At 59.5% G+C, this 21,657-nt stretch carries 20 protein-coding genes; 11 read left to right on the top strand and 9 right to left on the bottom strand.

What is annotated here, in order from left to right; all coding sequences use genetic code 11:
* Positions 1-92 precede the first annotated feature (92 nt).
* The 3 genes from hemF to IOD40_RS04485 all read left to right on the top strand — a co-directional run bounded on the left by hemF (position 93) and on the right by IOD40_RS04485 (position 2,384).
* Positions 93-1,007, top strand: coding sequence for an oxygen-dependent coproporphyrinogen oxidase (gene hemF, locus IOD40_RS04495; protein ID WP_198474742.1), 915 nt, complete (start codon positions 93-95; stop codon positions 1,005-1,007).
* Between the two features lie 303 nt (positions 1,008-1,310).
* Complete coding sequence (locus tag IOD40_RS04490; protein ID WP_233713842.1) at positions 1,311-2,051, top strand: alpha/beta hydrolase; 741 nt, start codon at positions 1,311-1,313, stop codon at positions 2,049-2,051.
* 147 nt (positions 2,052-2,198) lie between these two features.
* Positions 2,199-2,384, top strand: coding sequence for a DUF1059 domain-containing protein (locus tag IOD40_RS04485; protein WP_198474740.1), 186 nt, complete (start codon positions 2,199-2,201; stop codon positions 2,382-2,384).
* On the opposite strand, the gene IOD40_RS04480 is transcribed toward IOD40_RS04485, so the two are convergent.
* From IOD40_RS04480 to IOD40_RS04470, 3 genes are read right to left on the bottom strand one after another with little or no spacing between them, the layout of a single operon-like run.
* Positions 2,381-3,649: a CCA tRNA nucleotidyltransferase gene (locus tag IOD40_RS04480; protein ID WP_198474738.1), complete on the bottom strand. Its 1,269-nt coding sequence runs from the start codon at positions 3,647-3,649 to the stop codon at positions 2,381-2,383. The two genes, IOD40_RS04485 and IOD40_RS04480, sit on opposite strands and share 4 nt — an antisense overlap.
* On the bottom strand, positions 3,646-4,278 hold the full coding sequence (locus IOD40_RS04475) for a CoA pyrophosphatase (RefSeq protein WP_198474736.1): 633 nt from the start codon (positions 4,276-4,278) through the stop codon (positions 3,646-3,648). The genes IOD40_RS04480 and IOD40_RS04475 overlap by 4 nt, the downstream gene beginning before the upstream one ends.
* The gene (locus tag IOD40_RS04470) at positions 4,275-4,910 is read right to left on the bottom strand and encodes a DUF1285 domain-containing protein (RefSeq protein WP_198474734.1); all 636 of its coding nucleotides are present in this window, start codon (positions 4,908-4,910) and stop codon (positions 4,275-4,277) included. The genes IOD40_RS04475 and IOD40_RS04470 overlap by 4 nt, the downstream gene beginning before the upstream one ends.
* 114 nt (positions 4,911-5,024) lie before the next feature.
* Between IOD40_RS04470 and IOD40_RS04465 the strand changes: the two genes are divergently transcribed.
* The 4 genes from IOD40_RS04465 to IOD40_RS04450 all read left to right on the top strand — a co-directional run bounded on the left by IOD40_RS04465 (position 5,025) and on the right by IOD40_RS04450 (position 11,883).
* Positions 5,025-6,035 (top strand): AAA family ATPase, encoded by a 1,011-nt coding sequence (locus IOD40_RS04465; protein WP_198474732.1) that lies wholly within the window; start codon positions 5,025-5,027, stop codon positions 6,033-6,035.
* Positions 6,035-6,943: a DUF58 domain-containing protein gene (locus IOD40_RS04460; RefSeq protein WP_198474730.1), complete on the top strand. Its 909-nt coding sequence runs from the start codon at positions 6,035-6,037 to the stop codon at positions 6,941-6,943. Before IOD40_RS04465 ends, IOD40_RS04460 begins: the two co-directional genes overlap by 1 nt.
* On the top strand, positions 6,943-9,738 hold the full coding sequence (locus tag IOD40_RS04455; RefSeq protein WP_198474728.1) for a DUF4159 domain-containing protein: 2,796 nt from the start codon (positions 6,943-6,945) through the stop codon (positions 9,736-9,738). Before IOD40_RS04460 ends, IOD40_RS04455 begins: the two co-directional genes overlap by 1 nt.
* Positions 9,739-9,813: 75 nt before the next feature.
* A complete protein-coding gene (locus tag IOD40_RS04450) occupies positions 9,814-11,883 on the top strand; it encodes a hypothetical protein (RefSeq protein ID WP_198474726.1) in 2,070 nt (689 codons plus the stop codon).
* Positions 11,884-11,905: 22 nt separating this feature from the next.
* On the opposite strand, the gene IOD40_RS04445 is transcribed toward IOD40_RS04450, so the two are convergent.
* Positions 11,906-12,442 (bottom strand): GNAT family N-acetyltransferase, encoded by a 537-nt coding sequence (locus IOD40_RS04445; protein WP_198474724.1) that lies wholly within the window; start codon positions 12,440-12,442, stop codon positions 11,906-11,908.
* A gap of 277 nt (positions 12,443-12,719) precedes the next feature.
* Between IOD40_RS04445 and IOD40_RS04440 the strand changes: the two genes are divergently transcribed.
* Positions 12,720-13,709: a glutathione S-transferase family protein gene (locus IOD40_RS04440; RefSeq protein WP_198474722.1), complete on the top strand. Its 990-nt coding sequence runs from the start codon at positions 12,720-12,722 to the stop codon at positions 13,707-13,709.
* Here the strand turns inward: IOD40_RS04440 and IOD40_RS04435 are convergent, their stop codons facing one another.
* Positions 13,710-14,183: an NUDIX domain-containing protein gene (locus tag IOD40_RS04435; RefSeq protein WP_198474720.1), complete on the bottom strand. Its 474-nt coding sequence runs from the start codon at positions 14,181-14,183 to the stop codon at positions 13,710-13,712.
* A gap of 74 nt (positions 14,184-14,257) precedes the next feature.
* Here IOD40_RS04435 and IOD40_RS04430 point away from each other — a divergent pair, with 74 nt between their 5' ends.
* Entirely contained in the window at positions 14,258-15,160 is a 903-nt protein-coding gene (locus IOD40_RS04430) for a metallophosphoesterase family protein (protein ID WP_198474718.1), read from the top strand.
* Between the two features lie 10 nt (positions 15,161-15,170).
* Here the strand turns inward: IOD40_RS04430 and IOD40_RS04425 are convergent, their stop codons facing one another.
* The 4 genes from IOD40_RS04425 to IOD40_RS04410 all read right to left on the bottom strand — a co-directional run bounded on the left by IOD40_RS04425 (position 15,171) and on the right by IOD40_RS04410 (position 19,985).
* Complete coding sequence (locus IOD40_RS04425) at positions 15,171-15,764, bottom strand: hypothetical protein (protein ID WP_198474716.1); 594 nt, start codon at positions 15,762-15,764, stop codon at positions 15,171-15,173.
* 88 nt (positions 15,765-15,852) lie between these two features.
* The gene (locus IOD40_RS04420) at positions 15,853-16,608 is read right to left on the bottom strand and encodes an alpha/beta fold hydrolase (RefSeq protein ID WP_198474714.1); all 756 of its coding nucleotides are present in this window, start codon (positions 16,606-16,608) and stop codon (positions 15,853-15,855) included.
* 130 nt (positions 16,609-16,738) lie between these two features.
* Complete coding sequence (gene leuA, locus IOD40_RS04415) at positions 16,739-18,406, bottom strand: 2-isopropylmalate synthase (protein ID WP_198475326.1); 1,668 nt, start codon at positions 18,404-18,406, stop codon at positions 16,739-16,741.
* Between the two features lie 430 nt (positions 18,407-18,836).
* On the bottom strand, positions 18,837-19,985 hold the full coding sequence (locus tag IOD40_RS04410) for a 5-methyltetrahydropteroyltriglutamate--homocysteine S-methyltransferase (protein ID WP_198474712.1): 1,149 nt from the start codon (positions 19,983-19,985) through the stop codon (positions 18,837-18,839).
* Between the two features lie 196 nt (positions 19,986-20,181).
* Here IOD40_RS04410 and IOD40_RS04405 point away from each other — a divergent pair, with 196 nt between their 5' ends.
* Together IOD40_RS04405 and IOD40_RS04400 are read left to right on the top strand one after the other, a co-directional pair.
* Positions 20,182-20,925: a GntR family transcriptional regulator gene (locus tag IOD40_RS04405; RefSeq protein ID WP_198474710.1), complete on the top strand. Its 744-nt coding sequence runs from the start codon at positions 20,182-20,184 to the stop codon at positions 20,923-20,925.
* A gap of 59 nt (positions 20,926-20,984) precedes the next feature.
* A complete protein-coding gene (locus IOD40_RS04400) occupies positions 20,985-21,653 on the top strand; it encodes a pseudouridine synthase (RefSeq protein WP_198474708.1) in 669 nt (222 codons plus the stop codon).
* Positions 21,654-21,657: the final 4 nt, after the last annotated feature.

Raw genomic sequence — 21,657 nt, 5'->3', positions numbered from 1 at the left:
TTGACCCTTGCCGACAAGAGATTAGGGATCGGGCTTGAATTTTGCGAGTCAATTCGTCTTCCGGCGTTTCCGGGAGCCGTAGGAGAGCGTGGATGCAGCGTCCAGAGTTGCCGGCCGGGCTGCCGGAAGACATCGAGGAAAAGAAGCAAATCGCGAAGGCGTGGTTCGAAGAACTGCGAGATCGCATTTGCGATTGCTTCGAGAAGATCGAGGACGACGTCGCCGGCCCTCTGTCGAGCTGGGTGCCTGGCCGCTTTGAGCGCACCCCTTGGGAGCGCGATGGCGGTGCTGGAGGTGGCGGCGTCATGTCGATGATGTACGGCCGCGTTTTCGAGAAGGTCGGCGTTCACTGCTCCACGGTCTACGGCGAGTTCTCACCGGAGTTTCGCAAGCAAATCCCGGGCGCTGAGGAAGACCCTCGTTTCTGGGCTTCCGGCATCTCGCTGATCGCGCATCCTCACAATCCGAACGTGCCCGCGGTTCACATGAACACGCGCATGGTCGTCACGACCCGCCAGTGGTTCGGTGGTGGCGCAGATCTCACCCCAGTTCTGGATCGCCGCCGTACGCAGGAAGACCCGGACACAATTGCCTTCCACAAGGCGATGAAGTTCGTCTGCGACAAGCATCCCGAGGTCGCGGATTACCCGCGTTTCAAACAGTGGTGCGACGAGTACTTCTACCTTCCCCACCGCAACGAAGCGCGCGGTATTGGCGGGATCTTTTACGATTGGCTGAAGACGACGGAGGAAATGGGCGGTTGGGAAGCAGATTTCCGCTTCGCGCAGGACGTCGGCCGCACCTTCCAGATCGTCTACAACCACCTTGTCCGCAAGAACTTCAACGAGAACTGGACCGAGGCAGATCGCGAAGAGCAGCTGATCCGCCGTGGCCGCTATGTCGAGTTCAATCTCCTGTACGATCGGGGGACCATTTTTGGACTGAAGACGGGCGGAAACGTAAACTCGATTCTGTCTAGCCTGCCTCCTGAGGTGAAGTGGCCGTAACGTAAGCAAACAGAAAGCATCTGGTGATGCACCAGAGCAACACCAACTGCTAGGACCCAGAAATTCTTCGCTAATTTCAGCAAATGAGGCCCGGAACGGGCCTCATTTGCTTTGGCGTCGGAAAATTCAATGTGTCACGACACGTGACAAGCGGAAACATCTCGAATAGAGGCGATCTCGGGCTTGGGATGACGGTCGATTGAGGGCGACCGTCGACTTCCCCCTTGGCGGTCCTTTCAGTGCCTGATCACATCTCGGGGTTTGGTAACTGATTGGTAAAGTTTTAAGCTTCAGGATCGCGTTATGGCGTCCCTACCCTCTCTTTTGCTGACACCTTTTCTTCTGCTGGCTGCAGCACTACCTGTGTCTGCCGCGAACGGCCTCGTGTCGGAAACGAAGATGATTGCTTCAGCCGAATCCGTCAGTCGGGAGGCGACGTTTGCCTACCAACTCATCAAGCCGAAGCAGGCGAGTGGCCGGATCATGGTGCTTATGCACGGCTCGGGCGGCGATGAGACGACGTTGCTTGACCTTGCGTCCAGGATAGCTCCGGATGCGACATTGATCGGTGTCCGCGGCCGGGTCGTGCAGGACGGCATCAAGCGGTGGTACAAGCGCCTGACGCCTACGGAATTCGACCAGCAAGACGTGCGCGATGAAGCTACAGCGTTCGTAGCCTTCATGCGTGAGAAGGCCGAAGAGCTGAAGCTCGATTTGTCCAAGGCGACGTTCCTCGGATACTCGAATGGAGCCAACCTCATTGCAGCGCTCACTCAGCTCTACCCAGGAACCGTGCGAAAGGCGGTGCTCCTGCGCCCGATGCCTGTGCTCGCGAACGCGCCACAGGTTGATTTGAGCGACTCGAAATTCCTCACCATCGCGGGAGAGGACGACAAGCTCTACTATCCATTTGCTGACAGGCTCCACAAGATGCTGGCATCCTGTGGTGCATCGGTCGATGCGCGCGTCATCGACACAGGTCACGGCCTTGGCGAAGAGGATGTGCGCATCGTTGCCGATTGGCTGGGTCAAGCGAACCGCTAGGGCGCAGCTCTTTCAGAGCGCCGTCAAATTCTTCTTCATTCTTACGGGAACAGCCACTTCTCGATATAGTATGTCTTGAGGACCGGACGCTGGAACTATCGCCAATCTGGTTTCGCTCCAGCGTCGGCCCCTACAGGGAGAAGACCAATGAAGACATTTCATTGCGGGTCGTTGGTACCCGGCTGTGACTGGCATACGCGCCACAATGAAGAGGCCGAGGTAATGCGGCGAGCGGTCGAACATCTTCGCACCGCTCACGGAGAAGCGACCATACGCGAGACAATGATCGAAGCGATCCGCTCACGCATCACCAATGCAAGCGCTTCAGCCTAGCTTTGCCTGATCAGTTCCGCGGCGCGCTTAAGCAGGTCGTCGCGGCCTGTTCGAAAACCGCTGTCGATCCATTCCTTCTCGATCGATTTGAGCACGTCGCCAAGCGCCTTTCCGGGCTGGGCGCCCAGTTCCAACAGATCAGTTCCACCAACCGGGAATATCGGCTTTTCCCAGTTCTCCAGATATTTGAGCTGACGGGAAAAACCTCCTGCTTCGATCAGGGCGGAATCTTCTTGCTGCGCTCGAACTCGCGCCGATGCGAGGGCGAGTTTCAGCCGATAAGCCACCCCCCCCACATCCGTGCCGTAGAGCTGTTTCGAGAGGGCAAGTTCGCTTGTCGCAGGTGCGACAGGTGTAGCAACGGCCCAGCCTTCCAGCCGAGCTGCGTCGGCCTTTGACATGCGTAGACGCTCGGCGAGACCTTGCAGCTTGGCCCTGTCAGGGGGAAGGATTGAAGCGAGCCGCAGCATCGGGTCCTGTGGCCAGGCAAGATCCGTTTCAGCTGCCACCAGCCCGTGGATCGCGTCGATGCCCCATTTCTCGCTCTCGGGCAGGATCTTGGTGAGCACTCCGGCCTGGCGCATCCAAAGCAATGCGCGCGAAGGGTCTGGCGCAGACAACAGCCGTTTCAACTCGGCCCATACACGCTCTGCCGACAACCGCTCCAGACCATCTTTCAGCCGCGCCGAGGCACGAATGCCGTCCGCATCGGGACGGCCTTTCCCGTACCAGGCAAAAAATCGGAAAAAGCGAAGGATACGCAGATAATCTTCACGGATCCGCGCGTCCGCATCGCCGATGAAGCGCAGCGTGCGGCTCTCGAGATCCGCCAGCCCGCCGACCAGATCGACCACCTCGCCATCGGCTTTCGCATAGAGTGCGTTGATCGTAAAATCGCGGCGCTCAGCGTCGCGCTTCCAGTCCTTGCCGAATACGACACGCGCATGGCGGCCATCTGTCTCGATGTCGGCTCGAAGCGTGGTCACCTCGTATGCGCGCCCCTCGGCGATCACGGTGATCGTGCCATGTTCCTTCCCGGTCGGGACGGTCCGGAACCCGGCCTCGCGCGCGCGCCGCTCGGTCTCATCCGGAACATTCGTGGTCGCGATGTCGATGTCCGTAACCCGCTCGCCAAGGACCGCATTGCGCACTGCACCACCTGCTATCCGCGCCTCTTCCCCGTCGGCCGACAAGGCTTTCAGCACGCGCTGCAACCCGGCATCAGCCAGCCACTCCGCCTGGGCTGCAATGGAAACTCCACTCACGCATAAAGCCTTTCATAAACGACACGGATGATGCCGGCGGTGATCCCCCAGATGTAGCGATCGCCAAATGGCATCGTGTAGAAAAACCGCTCGCGATTGTTCCAGATACGGCTGTTTCGCGTGTGGTTCGCGGGGTCCATCAAGAACCCCAGAGGCACCTCAAAGGCGTCCTCGACCTCATCCTCGTTAATCGTCAGCATGAAGTCTGGCTTAACAACGGAAAGAACCGGGACAATGCGAAAGCCTGAGCCCGTCACGTAATCAGGCAAGCGACCCACAACCTCGATGAAATCCGACGTCAGGCCGATCTCCTCCTCCGTCTCTCGCAAGGCAGCAAACTCTGCCGTCGGGTCGGTAGGATCGAGCCTTCCACCTGGGAATGAGATTTCTCCAGAGTGGGAACGAAGCTTTCCAGACCTCTGGGTGAGGATCACACTGGCTTCTCCAGGGCGATCCACAACCGGAACCAGCACCGCCGCCTCTTTCAGCCGGTCGTGGACAAACATTTGCGCCAGCTCAGGATTGAGACGGTGATCTCCATAATCGTCCGCGCGCGGGGGCAGGCGATGAGCGGCAGCACGACGGCGGAAATCCGAAACGGTGTAATGATTGACGGTGCTTGTGATCATGAACTGGCGCTGAGTGCCTCCAGCTTGTCGACCGGCATCATCGGGAAAACGCTGCCCTTCGAGCGAACGGCAAACATCTTCGTCCCGTCGATGTCGATTTCGTCCCCGTAGGAAACAAGCTCGTACATGACGGCGCGGGAGACGAGCGCTTCGAGCCGTCCGCGCACCAGAAGATATGGCTTCATTCCCCCTGTGCCATCCTCGTCCACAAAGCGAAGCGGGTTTTCCGGTCCTGCCTCGATCACATCGCCAACATTGGTCCGGAAAGTCAGAACCTGATCCACACCCGCATCGTTTCGATTGACTTCAACTGCGATGAAATGCGCATCCTCGACCCGAATGCCGACCTTCTCGACGGGTGTTACAAGATAGGTTTTGCCGTCTTCATCCTTGCGAAGGACGGAGGAGAACAACTGTATCAGCGCAGGGCGGCCAATCGGTGTTCCCATGTAGAACCACGTACCATCCGCGCGAATCTCTATATCGAGATCGCCGCAAAACTCCGGATTCCAACGTTCCACCGGCGGCAGCCCCTTTCCGGCCCGCGCCGCGCGCGAAATCAGCGCTTCCAGCCCTGCGGAGTCAGAAGCTTTACCCAGACCGGTCTGATTAGTATCTGTGTGCATTGCCATCGTCACGAAATAGTCACTGTTATTGCGCTTGTCAGCCTAGTTGCGTGTTTTAAGTTGAACCTGCCTGGACCGCCAGCCGCGCCTCCATGTCGAAACTGACGAGGAACTGTTTCCATGAACGCTTCTCCCCAGGCCACCGCCGCGCCTGCCGAAAAGGACATGATCGCTCAGGCAGAGGCTGCCCTTGCAGACATCTCGCGCGTCCGCGACGCGGTCGGAAAGGTGGTATTCGGGCAGCAGGATGTCATTGAGCGTACCCTGGTCGCAATACTGGCGGGCGGTCATGCGCTGCTGGTCGGCGTTCCGGGTCTTGCCAAGACCAAGCTTGTAGAGACGCTCGGCGTCGTTCTCGGCCTCGACGGACGGCGCATCCAGTTCACTCCGGACCTTATGCCCTCCGACATTCTCGGTTCGGAAGTGATGGAGCAGGACGCGGCAGGCAAGCGTTCGTTCCGTTTCATCAAAGGGCCGATCTTTGCGCAATTGCTGATGGCGGACGAGATCAACCGTGCCTCCCCGCGCACGCAATCAGCACTTCTTCAATCCATGCAGGAATACCACGTCACCGTCGCTGGCGAACGTCATGACCTGCCCTCCCCGTTCCACGTGCTCGCGACGCAGAACCCGCTTGAGCAGGAAGGCACCTACCCGCTGCCCGAAGCCCAGCTCGATCGCTTCCTGATGCAGGTCGACATCCTCTACCCTGACATCGAGGCCGAGCGGCGGATCTTGCTTGAAACAACCGGGGCATCGGATGCCCGCGCCGAGAACGTCCTGACCGCCGAGCGCCTCCGGGAAATCCAGTCGCTGATCCGCCGCATGCCGGTTCCGGACAGCGTTGTGGATGCGATCCTCACCCTTGTTCGTTCGGCGCGCCCGGGCCAGGGCAATAAAGAGACGGATCGCCATGTTGCATGGGGACCGGGCCCCCGCGCCAGCCAGGCATTGACCCTTTGCGCCCGGGCTCGCGCTCTTTACGACGGACGCCTCGCTCCCTCCATCGATGACGTGAAGGCGCTGGCCGAGCCGGTTCTGCAGCATCGCATGGCACTCACCTTCGCAGCTCGCGCCGAAGGCATCAGCGTTCGCAACGTCATTGCACAATTGGTGAAAGCGTCGGGCTGATGGCAGGGATCGGCGAGGCACAAGCACCGGTCGCCATACGCGACGCGCTTGCCCGCGCCCGCCAACGCGCCGCGCTTATTCCAGATTTGCTGGTGGAAGCTCAGCGTGTGACCAACACCGTCATCTCGGGTTGGCATGGTCGCCGACGCCGGGGCATCGGTGAAAATTTCTGGCAGTTTCGGCCCTATGTCGACGGAGAGTCGTTGTCGCGCATCGATTGGCGCCGCTCCGCGCGCGACGACCATATCTATGTGCGTGACAAGGAATGGGAAGCCGCCCACACGATCTGGCTGTGGGCAGATCCCTCACCGTCAATGCTCTACAAATCCAGGCACGCGACCGTTTCGAAAGAAGCGCGATCGCTGGTGTTGATCCTTGCTCTGGCAGAACTTTTGTCGCGCAGCGGCGAGCGTATCGGCTGGCCCGGATTGTCTGACCCCATCAGCGCTCGCAATGGCGCGGAGCGTGTGGCCTCACGCTTGATGCATGCGACGCAGTTCACCCCTCGTCCCGATCTCAACCAGTTGCGGCGGTTCAGTGACATCATCATCGCAAGCGACTTCCTCGACCCGGTAGAAGAGACGCAGGAATGGCTCGATACCCTCGCACGACGGGGCGTACGCGCTCATTTGATCGAAATCTCGGATCCCGCCGAAGAGACGTTCCCCTATTCGGGCCGCACCGAATTTCGTGATCCGGAAACCGGTGAGAAACTGATAGCAGGCCGCGCGGAAACGGTCGCGGAAGACTACCGCCGCGTTTACACGGCGCGGCGTGAGGAACTTGCCTCATGGTGCAGAAAACTTGGCTGGAGCTACACGGTCAACCATACTGATCGTCAGGCATCCGATGCCATCGTAAAGGTGCACATGGCTCTTAGCGCCGACGTCGGATACGGGGGACGCTGATGGGCTTACTCCCCTTCTCATTCGGCGCCCCTGCCATATTGCTGGGACTGCTTACCCTGCCAGCCATCTGGTGGCTGTTGCGCCTCACGCCGCCTCGACCTCAGGAAGAAATCTTCCCGCCTCTGCGTATCCTCGCGCGGGTTCTTCGCAGTGAGGAGACGCCGCACCAGAGCCCTTGGTGGCTCACAATGTTGCGCTTGCTCTTGGCCGCGCTGGTGATTTTTGCACTTGCGCAGCCTGTCCTCAATCCACGCGAAGCTACCGCAGTCGGGGGAAACTCTCTTGCACTGGTTATCGACAATGGCTGGGCAAGTGCACCTGACTGGGATGTTCGCGTTGCAACGGCTGAGCGCCTGATAGACGATGCGGAAGGGCAGCCCATCATCCTTGCTCTGACTGCGGAACTTCCGAACGCCGAGATCGGTCCGTTCGACGCATCCGCTGCGCGCGAGCGTCTTGCTGCTGCGGAGCCAAGACCGGTCCCGGTTGATCGACCATCAGTCTATGCGCGTGTGGCCGATGCGATGGCGACGATGACGGCTGCGACCGTTGCTGTGCTCTCTGACGGCCTTGAAGCTCCCGGAGATGAAGAAGCGTTGGCGGAACTCGTATCCGAAAACGCGGCCAAGCTCATTTGGGTCGCGCCAAATCGGCTCGAAATGCTGGGCATCAGCGCAAGCGCCAACACGGCTGAAAACTTTAGCTTCACCACCATCCGCCCCTCTACGGAGACCGCAGCACGCGACGCGCGGGCAGTGGCGTTGGATGAACGCGGGCGGCGGATTGCCGAGACCACCGTATCATTTGCCGTGAACGAGGCTACCACGACCGGTGAGTTTCGTGTGCCGTTCGAACTTCGCAACGACTTCGTGGCCCTGTCGCTTGACGGACAGACACATGCCGGCGCGGTACATTTGCTGGACGAAAATTCTCGGCGCCGGCGTGTCGGACTTATCTCGCAGTCTGAGGCCGACCAGGCGCAGCCGCTTCTGTCCCCGCTCTATTACATTCGTCGTGCGCTGGAGCCATTCGCCGAGCTGGTGCAGCCCCAGAGCACTGACCTTGCGGAGGCCATCCCGCAGCTTCTGGAACAACGCCCCGCCATGATCGTCATGGCAGATGTGGGAACACTCCCCGAGACTGCACGTGCCCAGTTGATTGAATGGTTGAATGACGGCGGGACGCTTGTTCGCTTTGCCGGCTCTCGCCTCGCTGCTGCAGGCAATGACGAAGAGCTTCTGCCGGTGCGCCTGCGACTTGGCGAACGTGCATTGGGCGGAGCATTGTCCTGGACGGAGCCTCAGGCCCTGGCGGAATTTTCGACGGGCAGCCCCTTCGCGGACTTGCCTCCCCCTTCAGAAGTTACGGTATCTCGGCAGGTCTTGGCGGAGCCAACGTCGGATATCGTTGAGCGCACATGGGCCAACCTTGCAGACGGCACACCGCTCGTAACTGGCGCGCCGCGAGGAGCCGGTACGCTCGTACTCTTCCACACAACGCCAGAAGCGACGTGGTCAAACCTGCCGATCTCGGGCACCTTCGTAGAGATGCTGCGACGGATTGTTCAGCTGTCCCGTAACCAGGGCCGCATCGACGCCGCAGCTGACTGCGCCCCCGCAAGCCTTCCACCTTATCGCATGATCAGCCCTGAAGGGACGCTCGTACCGCCTGGCCCCGATGCGCGGCCGCTTATAGCGACCTCTGCGGCTGCCGTGACGATTGAGAACCCACCGGGCTTTTACGGCAGCGATGAAGGCGTCGTCGCCCACAATCTCTTGAAGTCAGACGCGACGCTGCGTCCAATTTCGCGGCCTGCGATGGACATTCCTGTTGCCGAATCTTCATACGCATATGATCAATCGATCGACCTGAAAGGCCCGCTGTTTGCGGCCGCGCTGCTGCTGCTGCTGCTCGACACGCTCGCCGTCCTGTGGATTGGCGGCAAGCTCACACGACGCGGGCTGCCCGCTAGAGCTGCACTACTGCTCGCTATTGGTCTCACTCTTCCCACGCCATCGCCCTCGGTGGCTCAGGAACTGATTAGTGACGCTGACGCAATCGCCGCGATCTCGGAAACACGCATCGCCTACGTCCTTACGGGAAACAGTTCGATCGATGCAGTGAGCCGCGCCGGGTTGACCGGACTGTCGCAGTATTTGATCGAGAAGACCGCTTTGGAGCCTGGCGAGCCTGCGGGGGTCGATATCGAGGCCGACGAACTCGCCTTCTATCCGTTGATCTACTGGCCGATTGACGAAAACTCCCCGCTGCCGTCGGAAGCTGCTCTCGCGCGGGTCGACGCCTATATGCGTGAGGGCGGTACGGTGCTCTTCGACACGCGTGATCAGTTTTCGTCTGGCCTCGATTCCGGCTCGGCGAGTCCGACAACCCGGCGTCTGCGCGATATTCTGTCAACCATGAATGTGCCGCCGCTCGAGCCCGTGCCTATCGATCACGTGCTGACGAAGACCTTTTTCATCATGCCGGAGTTCCCTGGCAGATATTCCGGAAGCCCGCTTTGGGTCGAAGCATCGCTGGATGCCGCCAATGTCGAAAACCGCCCCGTGCGTACCGGCGATGGCGTCACGCCCATCATGATCACGGCAAATGACCTCGCAGGCGCCTGGGCGATCGATGACAGCGGCACGCCGCTCTATCCAACGGTGCCAAACGATCCGATGCAGCGCGTTTATGCCTATCGCGGCGGCGTCAACATCATGATGTACATGCTGACCGGCAACTATAAATCCGATCAGGTGCACGTGCCGGCGCTGCTCGAACGGCTGGGACAGTAATATGCAGTACCCTGACCTCGAACGGAAACTGCAACCCCCTCGCTCTTCTGAGTGTTTCAGCGGAGAGCGCGATTGATGAACTGGTCGCTTTCCTTCGAGCCATTGCTGTCTTGGTTCTGGATCGTCGCCCTCATGACGCCGGTCGCACTGCTGGTGCTCCTTTCGCTCATTCTGCGAATGCGCGGCGCGGCGCTCCGGGTGGCAGCCCTCGCCGCCCTCGGTATCGCGCTGGTCAATCCGGTACTTCTCGACGAAGAGCGCGAACCGCTGCAGAGCGTCGTGGCCTTGGTTGTCGACCGCAGCCAGAGCCAGGATATCGGCGACCGAATGGCAACAACTGATGCAGCGGTTGAAGAACTGCGCGCCCGTCTTGCTCGTTTTTCGCAGTTTGAGGTGCGGGTGGTAGAAGCGGCCAGCGCCGAAGCGGCGGATGAACGTACACAGACCCGTCTCTTCCGCGAGCTCGATTCTGCACTGCGCGATGTGCCACCGTCGCGTGTTGCCGGCGCAATCATGGTCACCGACGGCCAGGTCCACGACGTTCCGACCGATGCACAAAACCTGCACGGACCGCTGCATGTGCTTGTGACAGGTGAAGAAGGCGAGTTCGATCGCCGAATTCGCTTCGAGAAAGCACCGCGCTTCGGCATAGTCGGCAAGCCTGTCGAGATGACCTACCGTGTCATTTCAACTGACGGCCAGAGCGGCACTGTGCCCGTCGAGGTGCGGATCAACGGCAAGTTCGTCGTCAACCGACAAGCGGTCATTGGGGAACCGATGACGATGAGCATCGTCGTTCCCAACGCCGGTAAGAACATCGTTGAGCTGACGATCCCGAAGGCAGAGGGAGAACTGACTGACAGCAACAACCGCGCAGTCGCGGTCCTCGATGGCATTCGCGAAAACTTGCGCGTGCTGCTCGTCTCTGGCGAGCCCCATGCGGGCGAGCGCACCTGGCGCAATCTTCTCAAGTCAGACGCCTCGGTCGACCTCGTCCACTTCACCATCTTGCGACCGCCGGAAAAGCAGGACGGCACGCCGATCCACGAATTGTCGCTGATAGCTTTCCCGACGCGCGAGCTGTTCGTCGAGCGGGTCAACGATTTCGACCTCATCATCTTCGACCGGTACCAGCACCGGGACGTTCTGCCGATCCTCTACTACGACTACATTGCGGAGTATGTGGAAAACGGTGGCGCGCTGCTGATTGCAGCCGGTCCCGAATATGCAGGGAACCAGTCGATCGCTCGAACACCGCTCATCTCCGCGCTTCCAGCGCTGCCGACGGGCTCGGTAATCGAAGAAGGTTTTCATCCGCGTCTCACCAAAGCTGGCAAACGGCATCCCGTCACACGCGGGCTTGAAGGTTCTGATTCGGAGCCGCCGCAATGGAGCCGCTGGTTCCGGCTGGTCGACATCGATCAGCCTGAGGGTCACGTCGTCATGGAAGGTGCCGACCGACCTCTGATGGTTCTGGACCGAAAGGGAGATGGCCGTGTCGGCATGCTCCTGTCGGATCAGGGCTGGCTCTGGGCGCGCGGTTTCGAAGGTGGTGGTCCGCATGTTTCATTGTACCGTCGGATTGCCCACTGGCTGATGAAGGAGCCGGAACTGGAAGAAGAGCGTCTCACTGCGTCCGGGCGCGGGATGACTCTGGACATTGTTCGACAGACGATGAGTGATGATCCGGGCCGAGCAGCGGTACTTTCTCCGTCTGGAAAACGCATCGACGTAAATCTTTCATCGGTTGGTCCCGGGCAGTTCACCGGCTCGCTAGAGGTAGACGAAATTGGCCTTTATCAGATTGCCAATGGCGACCTGACCGCGTTGGCGCATGTTGGCCCGGTCAATGCCCCTGAGTTCCAGGATACCGTTTCCACGACGGAGGTACTGCAGCCGACCGCAAACGCCACCGGTGGCGGCACACGTCGGCTCGCCAAGACCCTCACCGGGAATGTCAGCGTTCCTGGAATTGTCCCCGTCCGTGAGGGCGCAGTCACATCAGGGCGTGACTGGATCGGCCTGCGCACCACCAGCGACAGCGTCTTGAAATCGGTCAGCCGGGTACCGCTGTTTGCGGGCTTCTTCGGACTTGCAGCTCTGCTGCTCGCCTTCGGCGCCATGTGGTATCGAGAAGGCCGCTAAGCAGTGGTCTTCGCTGGCCTCCCTACTCGGCAGCGATAGCGATTGTGTCTCTCGCCAGATCGGCGTGCACCACGTTACCGGTGAAGCTCGCAAGAGCACCAGGCACGAACTCGCAGGCAAGAAACCGTGCCGGATCAACCGGACGTGGCATGATCGCCTGCCCGCGCGGAATCACGATCGAGAAGCCCAGCGGCATATAGTAAGGCGCGTCTCCAACGAGGATCGCCAATTGCCAGCTATCCTTGCGCGCGGCCTCCAATGCCAGGGCCACCAGCTTGCGACCGATGCCCAGATTCTTGTAGTCGGGCCTCACGGCGAGCGGCCCGAGCAATAGCGCGCGCCCTGCCCCCGCCGCGATCGGCGTCATGCGTACCGAGCCGACGACCCGTCCATCTACGAGTGCAACGAACGACAGTTCACGGCGATGAGGCCCGCCTTCGCGGATCGCATAGGCAGCACGCGTAAAGCGACCGGGACCGAATGCCTCAGCGTTGATTTCTTCGATTTCGAGATCGTGCGCGGCGGTTTCCGTCACGTAGACGACGTCAGCGGGGCTCATGAGCAAATTCCGTGGTGTAAGCGAAGACAGGTCGAGTTCGCGGCAAACGCCGCCGGCGCCCCTCAATGGAGCGCGTCAGCCCAATCGTCGTCGCTGAAAACCCACGGTGAACACGTCAAAGCCTCCGCCAACACCCTTGCCAGCTAAAGTCCCGCTATCATCAAATTGTGCAGCGAGCAACGATGATTTGCGTTTGGGGTGACGAACTGTTCATAGGAAACAGCGTTCCCCCGCCCCTGCCGCCTCTCTAAGTAAACAGAAAGCAAAGGAGTTGAGCATGGGTCTCCTCGTAGACGGCGTTTGGCACGACCAATGGTACGACACGAGCAAAAGCGGCGGACGGTTTGAACGCTCCGTGTCGCAGTTTCGCGATTGGGTAACAGTCAACGGTCAACCCGCACCTGGCCGCGAGCGCAGCTTCCAGGCTGAACCGGGACGCTACCACCTTTACGTCTCGCTGGCCTGCCCCTGGGCACACAGAACCCTGATCTACCGCCAGTTGAAGAAGCTGGAAGAGGTGATCTCGGTTGACGTCGTTCACCATTACATGGGCAAGGATGGCTGGACCTTTCTGAAGGAGGACGGCGCCACAGGCGACAGTCTGTACGGCAGTGACTTCCTGCACCAGATCTACACGCGCGCAGACCCAAAATATTCGGGCCGGGTTACTGTGCCTATCCTCTGGGACAAGCAGACGGAGACGATCGTCTCGAACGAGTCGTCAGAAATTATCCGCATGCTCAATTCCGCGTTTGATGAGTGGGCTGACCGGAGCGTTGATTTATCTCCGGCACATCTGCTCTCCGACATCGACGCGTTGAACGAGCGGATTTATCCTTCGATCAACAACGGGGTGTATCGCGCGGGGTTTGCCACCACACAATCAGCGTATGAGGAAGCTTACAACGAGCTTTTTCAGGCTTTGGACGAGATCGAGGCCCGGCTTTCGGTTTCGCGCTATCTGCTCGGCGACCAACTAACTGAGGCGGACATCCGCCTCTTCACCACGCTGATCCGTTTTGACGCCGTTTATTATTCGCACTTCAAGTGCAACCAGCGACGGATTTCGGATTACCGAAACATGTCGAACTATGTTCGCGATATCCTCCAGATCGAAGGCATCGCCGAAACCGTCGATATGCTGCACATCAAGGCGCACTATTACGGCAGCCACGCCACCATCAACCCTACCGGTGTCGTCCCCGTCGGTCCCGATCTCGACTTCGCGGCTCCGCATGATCGCGAGCGGCTAAGCGAGCCAGCCTGATCACCAATAAGGATCGACAGGTACACCCTCGAATACCTCGGACAGGCGGCGGCGCGTGGCGGGCGTCGTCTCGTGTGGCAGGGCATCGAGCGGAAAAAAGCCTGTCTCCGCAATCTCGACATCGGGTTTCTTGGGCCCTTTCTGCTCGAAGTCGGTGATCAGATAGAACGCGACATGGTCGCGTGCGCTTTGTCGACGGTTGTAATGGAAGGATTTGAGCTCCGGCGCGCGTCGTAGCTCAATATTCCCCTCTTCAAGCAATTCCCGCGACAGCGAGACGACAGCCGTTTCGCCCCGCTCGACCCCACCACCTGGAAACTGCCACCCTGGCACGTAGGTGTGGCGTATCAGGAAGACGGAATGGTTTGCCTTGTCGTAGACGAGGCCTCTCACCCCCAAAGTCATCGGTCGGCTAAGCAAAAACCAGGTATGGAAAGCGCGCCCACGTAGCCGGCGCCACCATACCTTACGCATGAAAGATGGTTCAGGCGCACTCAAAAGTCGGACTTTCTGTTGGCAAGGGCAGCCTGCCGCCCTATGGGTGTTGCATGTTCAGGCTTGCGCATCTTTCGGATATCCATCTTGGCCCACTGCCAGCCGTAGCTTACCGCGACCTCATCTCCAAACGGATAACGGGCTACATCAACTGGCGCCGCAACCGCGCCGCAAATCTTCATGAAGGCGTCATCGACGCAATAGTGGCCGATTTGAAGGCAGCTATTCCCGACCACGTGATCGTCTCAGGCGATCTGATGAATCTCGCGCTGGATGGCGAGGTCGAACTGTCTCGCCTTTGGCTCGAAGCCCTCGGATTGCCGCAAGATGTATCCGTGGTGCCGGGAAACCATGACGCCTATGTCCCTGGCGCTCTGGATCGTGCTTGCAGGTCCTGGGGACCCTGGATGCACGGCGACGGCGAAAAGGAACCGGCGCGGATCGGCCATTTCCCGTTCATGCGCGTCCGCGGCGGAATTGCCATTATCGGGGTTTCGTCCGCCCGGGCGACTGGTCCGTTCATGGCGAGTGGCTTTTTTGGCGACGGCCAGGCTAAGCGCCTCGGCGCAATGCTCGACTCTGCTCGCGACAACGGCCACTGTCGCGTTGTCGCGATCCACCATCCCCCGGTTCGCGGCGCGGCCGCTGCACACAAGCGTCTGCTTGGGATAGGCCGCTTCCAGAAGGTCATCGAGCGCCACGGTGCCGAGCTCGTTTTGCACGGCCACACGCATCTGCCAACGCGATACGATATCGACGGCGAGGATGGCAGCGTTCCAGTGGTAGGCGTCGCCGCAGCGGGTCAGGCACTCGGAGGCCGAAAGCCTGCCGCGCAGTACAACATTCTTGAAATCGGTGGAGAGCCGGGCAACTGGCGGATCTCCCTCACCCGGCGCGGATTGAACGGGAACGGCCTGGAAATCGGGACCATGGAGCAAACGGTCCTGACCAGCTGATCCTTATCGATCAGAACGCGGAAGGCGCGATGCGATCCCAAGCGAACAGCAGGAAGGCAGCAATCCCGAGAATGCCGCCCAGCACCGCAATTCCCAACCCCTTGATGAGGCCAGATGGCGCGCCCTTCGGAGCGCTTGCCTCTGAGGCGTCGCTACCTACGACCGTATCCATACCGATATAGGCGACATCGCCTTCGACGATTCGCTGCCTCTCGATCAGCCGCTCAGCGATGTAGCGCGTAACCTGGTCCGCAGCGGTCTTGATGTCGGCACTCTCTGCCAACACGACGCGGCCAAGCCTTGTATCGCGCAGGAACCGGTAGGTGCGCCGATCACGACCCATCGTCACGTGAGTTACCGCGTCGATCCACAGGCGTGGCTGAATGCCCTTTGAAATGGCGAAATCAAAACGGTCGTCGTCTTTGGGGACGTCTTCAAAGACCGGGGCCAGATCCTCTGCCAGCAGTTCAAGACGTGTAAGCTGAGCCTCGCGGATGTCGACCACAACATCGTCGCGATCCGCGACAGCGTTCTTTACCTCACGAATTGCGCTCGCAAGCCGGGAGGTCGTTGCTTCAGTTCGATGTTCCAGCGGCTCACTCACAGGCGGCCTCCAAATGATTAGGTTAACCGACGATTAACATATGCGGTTGACAAAATCACGGTGCTGTCTTGCGTCGACAAAACTATCGTTAAAATCCACAGGTCTCGAGAATGATCCGCGTCATCTCGCCTGGAGCTTCATCTGGAAGCATGTGTCCCAATTCGGAACAGCGGTGAACTTTAAAAGAATCCGGCAGTCCCTGAAGCTGCTTGACTGGCAGTACATTATCCAGTTCGCCCCAAACAACGCTTGTTACAATTCTCAGGGCGCCAAGCTTGTCCAATGGCAGCTGCCCCTGTCGACCATCTTTCGCGAGGCCCTCGGCTATTTCGATGAGCTTGAGACGCTGCTCCGCTCGAGCCCTCACCTTCACCAGATGGCGTACGACTTCCGGATCAACCCCAGAATACCAGCCGGTCATCGCCTCGAGGCAGAATGTGATCTGCTCCTCACTGTCGGCTGCAGCATAGCGCGTCAGCAACCGATGATTGATGTCGGGACCGAAACCGCCTGGCGAGAGTAGCGTCAGGCTTGCGACGAGTGAAGGCTCGAAGAGCGCAACCAGACATGCAACCGCGCCGCCCATCGAGTGTCCAACCAGGTGGACACGTTCGATCGCGCGACCCTTCAAGTCGTTGATGACTGCCACCGCCGCATTTTTTGCGGGGCCCGCCCCTGCGAAATCAAGCGACCCGCCATGTCCGGGCAGATCATAAGCGACCGCCAGTGTCGCCTTCGCCAGTTCAGGCTGGATGCGACGCCACGCAGTGTGATCTGCGCCAAAGCCGTGAAGCAAGACGATCGGAGTGCTGCCGTCACCAACCTCTACTGCGTGCAATCTCATACGCTGTTCCTCCGCAACGTGCGGAAGTTGGCATGCGGGATAGTGGCGGTAAAGAGAAAGGCGATTGGCACCCCATCGGCAAAAATTGAAAACTCCGGCGCAAGTGTTTCTCACGCCGGAGTTTTGATGTTTACGCGCTGACGATCCGGTTTGCCGCCGACACGATCGCCTCGAGGGAAGCGGCCACGATGTTCGTGTTGATTCCCGAGCCGAACAGGCGTCCGCCCGGATGCTCAACCTCAACATAGCTGATCGCGGCAGCATTCGATCCGCGCTGCATCGAATGCTCGGAGTAATCCAGAACCGACAGGTCGACGCCAATATGCCGTGACAGCGCATCGACGAACCCGTCAATAGGACCAGTCCCGCTGCCGGTGATCGTCACTTCCTGGCCGTTATCCACGATGACGGCTTCAAGGATCCGGCGGCCACGATGTACCGGGTCCGGCGTCGTGTGATGATCCACGAACTTCAACCGGGCACCGGGCTGGTCGACATACATCTCAAGGAAGCGCTCATAGATCCGCTTCGCCGGCACTTCCTTGCCTTCGGAATCGGTGATCTGCTGGATATCCTGGCTGAACTCGATTTGCAGGTTGCGCGGCAGGTTCAGGCCGTAATCTGCCTGCAGAACATAGGCGATACCGCCCTTGCCCGACTGCGAGTTGATCCGAATGATCGCCTCGTAGCTGCGGCCAACGTCCTGCGGGTCGATTGGCAGATATGGCACTTCCCAATGAGGCTTATTGGCGACCTTAAGCGCCTTCATGCCCTTGTTGATCGCATCCTGGTGCGAACCGGAGAACGCGGTGTAGACCAGTTCACCGACATACGGATGACGCTCACCGATCTGCATCTGGTTCGAATATTCGTAGACTTCCTTCATCCGATTGATGTCGGAGCAATCCAGCTCGGGATCAAGGCCCTGCGTGTACATGTTCAGCGCCAGTGTCACGACATCGACATTGCCAGTGCGCTCGCCGTTGCCGAACAACGTGCCCTCGACGCGATCTGCGCCTGCCATCAGGCCCAGCTCCGTCGCGGCAATTCCGGTGCCGCGATCATTGTGAGGATGCAGGGAGATGATCAGGCTCTCGCGATTGTCGAGATTGCGGCACATCCACTCGATCTGGTCGGCGTAGATGTTTGGCGTAGACATCTCGACCGTCGACGGCAGGTTCAGGATCAGCTTGTTGTCTGGCGTCGGCTTGACGATCTCGGTTACCGCGTTGCAGATTTCCAGCGCCACTTCCAGCTCGGTGCCGGTGAAGCTCTCGGGAGAGTACTGGAAACGGTAGCCACCGCCGGCCTTGGCGGCCATGTCCATGATCATCTTGGCAGCGTCAGTGGCAATCTGCTTGATGCCCGCCACGTCCTTGGCGAATACCACGCGGCGCTGCAGCTCGCTGGTCGAATTGTAGAAGTGGATGATCGGCGACTTCGCGCCATCCAGCGCTTCGAACGTGCGCGTGATCAGCTCGGGCCGGCACTGAACCAGCACCTGCAGATCCACGTCGTCCGGAACATTTGCTTCTTCGACACACCAGCGCGCGAAATCGAAATCCGTTTGCGACGCAGACGGGAAGCCTATCTCGATTTCCTTGAAGCCCATATCGATGAGCAGATTGAACATACGCGCCTTGCGATCATGACCCATCGGATCCACGAGGGCCTGGTTGCCGTCACGCAGGTCAACCGAGCACCAGATTGGTGCCTTCTCGATACGCTTGCTTGGCCAGGTCCGATCCTTGAGGTCGATCAGTGGATATGGCTGATACTTGATTGCGGCATCCGGCATGCCCTTCTTGCGAGAGGCAGCTACAGCATCAACGCGGCTCTGTTCGTTCATCGTCTTCACTCCAGTGCGGACCGCGCCCTCAATGGCACGACGCTGCGCACATTTTCAATCTCTACTGGGAAATTTCGGCAAGGAGCTTGTCGCCGTGTCCGGCAGTTCGACCGCCGGGTGCTCCTTCAACGAGCCCGGCGATCGCCGCTAAGGCCGAGTAGAAGGACGGTGGAGAGCATCGCACGCGCAGCCTGGCCCATGAAACGGACCGGATGCTGGAATTTTTTTGCGCGACGAGAAGACATGCCGGTCTGATACTAGAAAGCTGTCGCAGAAGCAAGGCGGAGCTGCGGGAAAGACGTGGAATGCCGTTCGCAAACAAACAACCCCGGAAGCGCAGCTGCGTTCCGGGGTCTGTTAATCATAATTTCGTGGGATACTATCCCTCGACACCGCCCCAGATCGCTTCGGCGGTTTTAACCACCAATTCCAGCTTCCGCTTCTGGTCGTCCTCGGTCACCTTGTTCCCCTCTTCGGTTGAGGAGAAGCCGCACTGCGGTGCGATGCCGAACTGGTCCAGATCGGCAATCTTGGATACCGCCTCAAACTTGCGCTTAAGATCATCAAGGTCTTCCAGATCACCGGTCTTGGTGGTGATGAAACCTGGCATGACACGCTTCTTGCCCTTCGGCAGCAAACGCAACGCCTCAAGACCACCCGCCCGCTCGGTGTCATATTCCATGAAATAGATATCGACATCGGTCTTGTTGAAGATCGCATCTGCGCACAGATCGTAGGCACCTTCCGCCGCGTGGTGGGACTGGAAGTTGCCGCGGCACATATGCATGCCGATGACCATGTCCGAGGGACGGCTCTTGATCGCCTCGTTCATCATCCAGGCATATTGTTCGATCAGCCAATCGGGATCCTGACCAAGCGCAGCCTTTGCGGCGCGGTGCTTTGGATCGCACAGATAGGCGAAGAAGATGTCGTCGATCTGAAGATAGCGGCAGCCGGCGGCATAGAACGCGTTGACCGCCTTCTCGTAGGCCTTTGCAAGATCGGCAAACAGGACTTCGAGATCCTTGTAGGGCGCATGACGGATATCTTCAGGATCAGTCCGGAAGTGGGCGCAGCTCGGGCCAGGGATCGCGATCTTGGGCATCACATTGGTGACACCTGCCACGAATTTATAGTGCTCAAGCATGGGATGGTCGTCCGGAAAGTCGACCTTTTCGTTGATGGTCAGGAACTCCGGCTTCAACGCGATGCCGTGGAACTGGATCGCTTCCTTTTCCCGATGCTCCAGGTCGATGCCGATCATCTGGTCGAGGAAGTCATAGTGCCAGTACGTACGACGGATTTCACCGTCGGTCACGACAGGCATTCCCACATCCTGCTGCGCCTTTACAGCGGCAATGATCGCCTCATCCTCAGCTGCCCGGAGCTCCTCGGCAGCAATGGATTTTTCGTCGAAGTAGCGCTTGCGCGCGTCCTTTACCGTCTTCGGACGCAGCAGGCTGCCGACGTGATCGGCGCGGTAAGGCGGGCGTGCTACATGAGCCGCGGGGGCGTTGGTGTCGGTCATTCTGTCCTCCTTCAGCCGTACCGGCACGGCCTGGTTTTGCTGTGGAATTTCCTCGCGGCTCGCTAGCATACGCTGCGTTACCTTGCCAACCGCACGCTCGCGCTCTTGACTTTGACCTGTACACATACTGAACATCATCTTCAGGATGGGTAGGAGTGGCCCCCTTAGGCAACGCAAAGATGCAAAGGTATCCTACATGGCCCGCAGCGCACGAACAGACAAAGGCGCGTCACAGACTCTCAAGGCGGTGATCGGGATCCGTGATCTCGTTTTTTCTGGCACAGTAGCGCCGGGCGAGAGACTGTCGGAAATCAACGTCAGCGCCAAGCTTGGACTGTCGCGAACCCCGGTTCGTGCCGCCCTCGCGCGTCTTGAGCAGGAAGGTATCCTCGAAGCGATCCCTTCGGGCGGCTATTCCGTCCGTCTGTTCTCCATTGGCGATGTGGCAGACGCGATCGAGATCCGCGGTGTCCTAGAGGGAACAGCCGCTCGCCTTGCCGCTGAACGTGGCGCCACGCCAACGAAGATCAACGCCCTCAAGGCGCTCGTTGCGCGGCTCGATGACGTTGTCGAAACGGGCGTCAATGACATCGACCTCGATGGCTATATGAGCCTCAACGCCGAGTTCCACGAAATGCTGACCGAGCTATCGGGAAGCCGCATTATCCAGCGTGAGCTCGAACGTGTGCTACATCTTCCCTTTGCTAGCCCCAGCGCATTCCTCGAAGCACAGATGAGCGTGCCGGCGTTCCGCACATCGTTGATCGTCGGCCAGGCACAGCACCGTGCCATCGCCCACGCGATCGAAATGCGCGAAGGCTCCCGCGCCGAGGCCGTGGCACGCGAGCACGCGCGCCTGGCTCGTATCAACCTCGACCGTGTGATGAAGGATAAATCACTGATCGATCGGGTACCGGGGCTGGTCCTGGTCACCGGGTAGCTGGCAAGCCCACGCTCCACGCACTACCCCTTGACGCAGCAAAGATGTAAGGGGGGCAGATGAACGTGCCCGCTGACAACTGCCCCATCTACAACCCGCCTCTTGAGCCCTATGTCTCGGTCATTCATCGAGACGAGGATCTGCTTGTTTTGGACAAGCCAAGCGGTCTGCTTTCGGTACCCGCACGCCATCCTGCGCTCAAGGATAGCTTGGCCTCGCGCGTTCAGGAGGACTACCCGAACGCGCAGATGATCAATCGTCTCGACAAGGACACATCTGGCCTCGTCCTTATGTCACTCAACCGCATGGCACATGCCAGGATAGCGGCGCAGTTCGAAGCACGAACGGTGCAAAAGCTTTACACAGCTGTCGTGTGGGGCAACATCGCCGAAGATCAGGGCTCCATCGACTTGCCGCTCTCGATCGACCCAGAAAACAAGCCGCGCCATCGCGTTGATATGGTGGGAGGAAAGGCGGCGCAGACCAATTGGCACGTCGTTGAGCGTCTTGGCGAAAGGACCCGTGTAAAGCTATTGCCTCTGACCGGTCGAACGCATCAACTGCGCGTTCATATGAAAGCGATTGGTCATGTCATTCTCGGAGACGAGTTCTATGCAGATGGCGAGGCCCTGAACGCTGCAAGCCGCCTCCTCCTCCACGCAGAGACGCTAACCTTCTGCCATCCGGACGGCAACGACGTCACATTCACGGCCCCCTGCCCCTTCTGAGGCA

The organism is Aquamicrobium zhengzhouense (genome assembly GCF_016124105.1).
GTDB lineage: Bacteria > Pseudomonadota > Alphaproteobacteria > Rhizobiales > Rhizobiaceae > Aerobium > Aerobium zhengzhouense.
The sequence above is the reverse complement of the archived record's forward strand: the minus strand, read 5'-3'. Positions and strand labels throughout refer to the sequence as shown.

Coding starts and splice junctions, on each gene's coding strand:
- IOD40_RS04405 (WP_198474710.1), top strand. CDS start 20,182: ATGGCCCGCAGCGCACGAACAGACAAAGGCGCGTCACAGACTCTCAAG.
- IOD40_RS04430 (WP_198474718.1), top strand. CDS start 14,258: ATGTTCAGGCTTGCGCATCTTTCGGATATCCATCTTGGCCCACTGCCA.
- IOD40_RS04410 (WP_198474712.1), bottom strand. CDS start 19,985: ATGACCGACACCAACGCCCCCGCGGCTCATGTAGCACGCCCGCCTTAC.
- IOD40_RS04475 (WP_198474736.1), bottom strand. CDS start 4,278: ATGATCACAAGCACCGTCAATCATTACACCGTTTCGGATTTCCGCCGT.
- IOD40_RS04490 (WP_233713842.1), top strand. CDS start 1,311: ATGGCGTCCCTACCCTCTCTTTTGCTGACACCTTTTCTTCTGCTGGCT.
- IOD40_RS04470 (WP_198474734.1), bottom strand. CDS start 4,910: ATGGCAATGCACACAGATACTAATCAGACCGGTCTGGGTAAAGCTTCT.
- hemF (WP_198474742.1), top strand. CDS start 93: ATGCAGCGTCCAGAGTTGCCGGCCGGGCTGCCGGAAGACATCGAGGAA.
- IOD40_RS04450 (WP_198474726.1), top strand. CDS start 9,814: ATGAACTGGTCGCTTTCCTTCGAGCCATTGCTGTCTTGGTTCTGGATC.
- IOD40_RS04455 (WP_198474728.1), top strand. CDS start 6,943: ATGGGCTTACTCCCCTTCTCATTCGGCGCCCCTGCCATATTGCTGGGA.
- IOD40_RS04460 (WP_198474730.1), top strand. CDS start 6,035: ATGGCAGGGATCGGCGAGGCACAAGCACCGGTCGCCATACGCGACGCG.
- IOD40_RS04400 (WP_198474708.1), top strand. CDS start 20,985: ATGAACGTGCCCGCTGACAACTGCCCCATCTACAACCCGCCTCTTGAG.
- IOD40_RS04420 (WP_198474714.1), bottom strand. CDS start 16,608: ATGAGATTGCACGCAGTAGAGGTTGGTGACGGCAGCACTCCGATCGTC.
- IOD40_RS04435 (WP_198474720.1), bottom strand. CDS start 14,183: ATGCGTAAGGTATGGTGGCGCCGGCTACGTGGGCGCGCTTTCCATACC.
- IOD40_RS04465 (WP_198474732.1), top strand. CDS start 5,025: ATGAACGCTTCTCCCCAGGCCACCGCCGCGCCTGCCGAAAAGGACATG.
- IOD40_RS04485 (WP_198474740.1), top strand. CDS start 2,199: ATGAAGACATTTCATTGCGGGTCGTTGGTACCCGGCTGTGACTGGCAT.
- leuA (WP_198475326.1), bottom strand. CDS start 18,406: ATGCCGGATGCCGCAATCAAGTATCAGCCATATCCACTGATCGACCTC.
- IOD40_RS04445 (WP_198474724.1), bottom strand. CDS start 12,442: ATGAGCCCCGCTGACGTCGTCTACGTGACGGAAACCGCCGCGCACGAT.
- IOD40_RS04440 (WP_198474722.1), top strand. CDS start 12,720: ATGGGTCTCCTCGTAGACGGCGTTTGGCACGACCAATGGTACGACACG.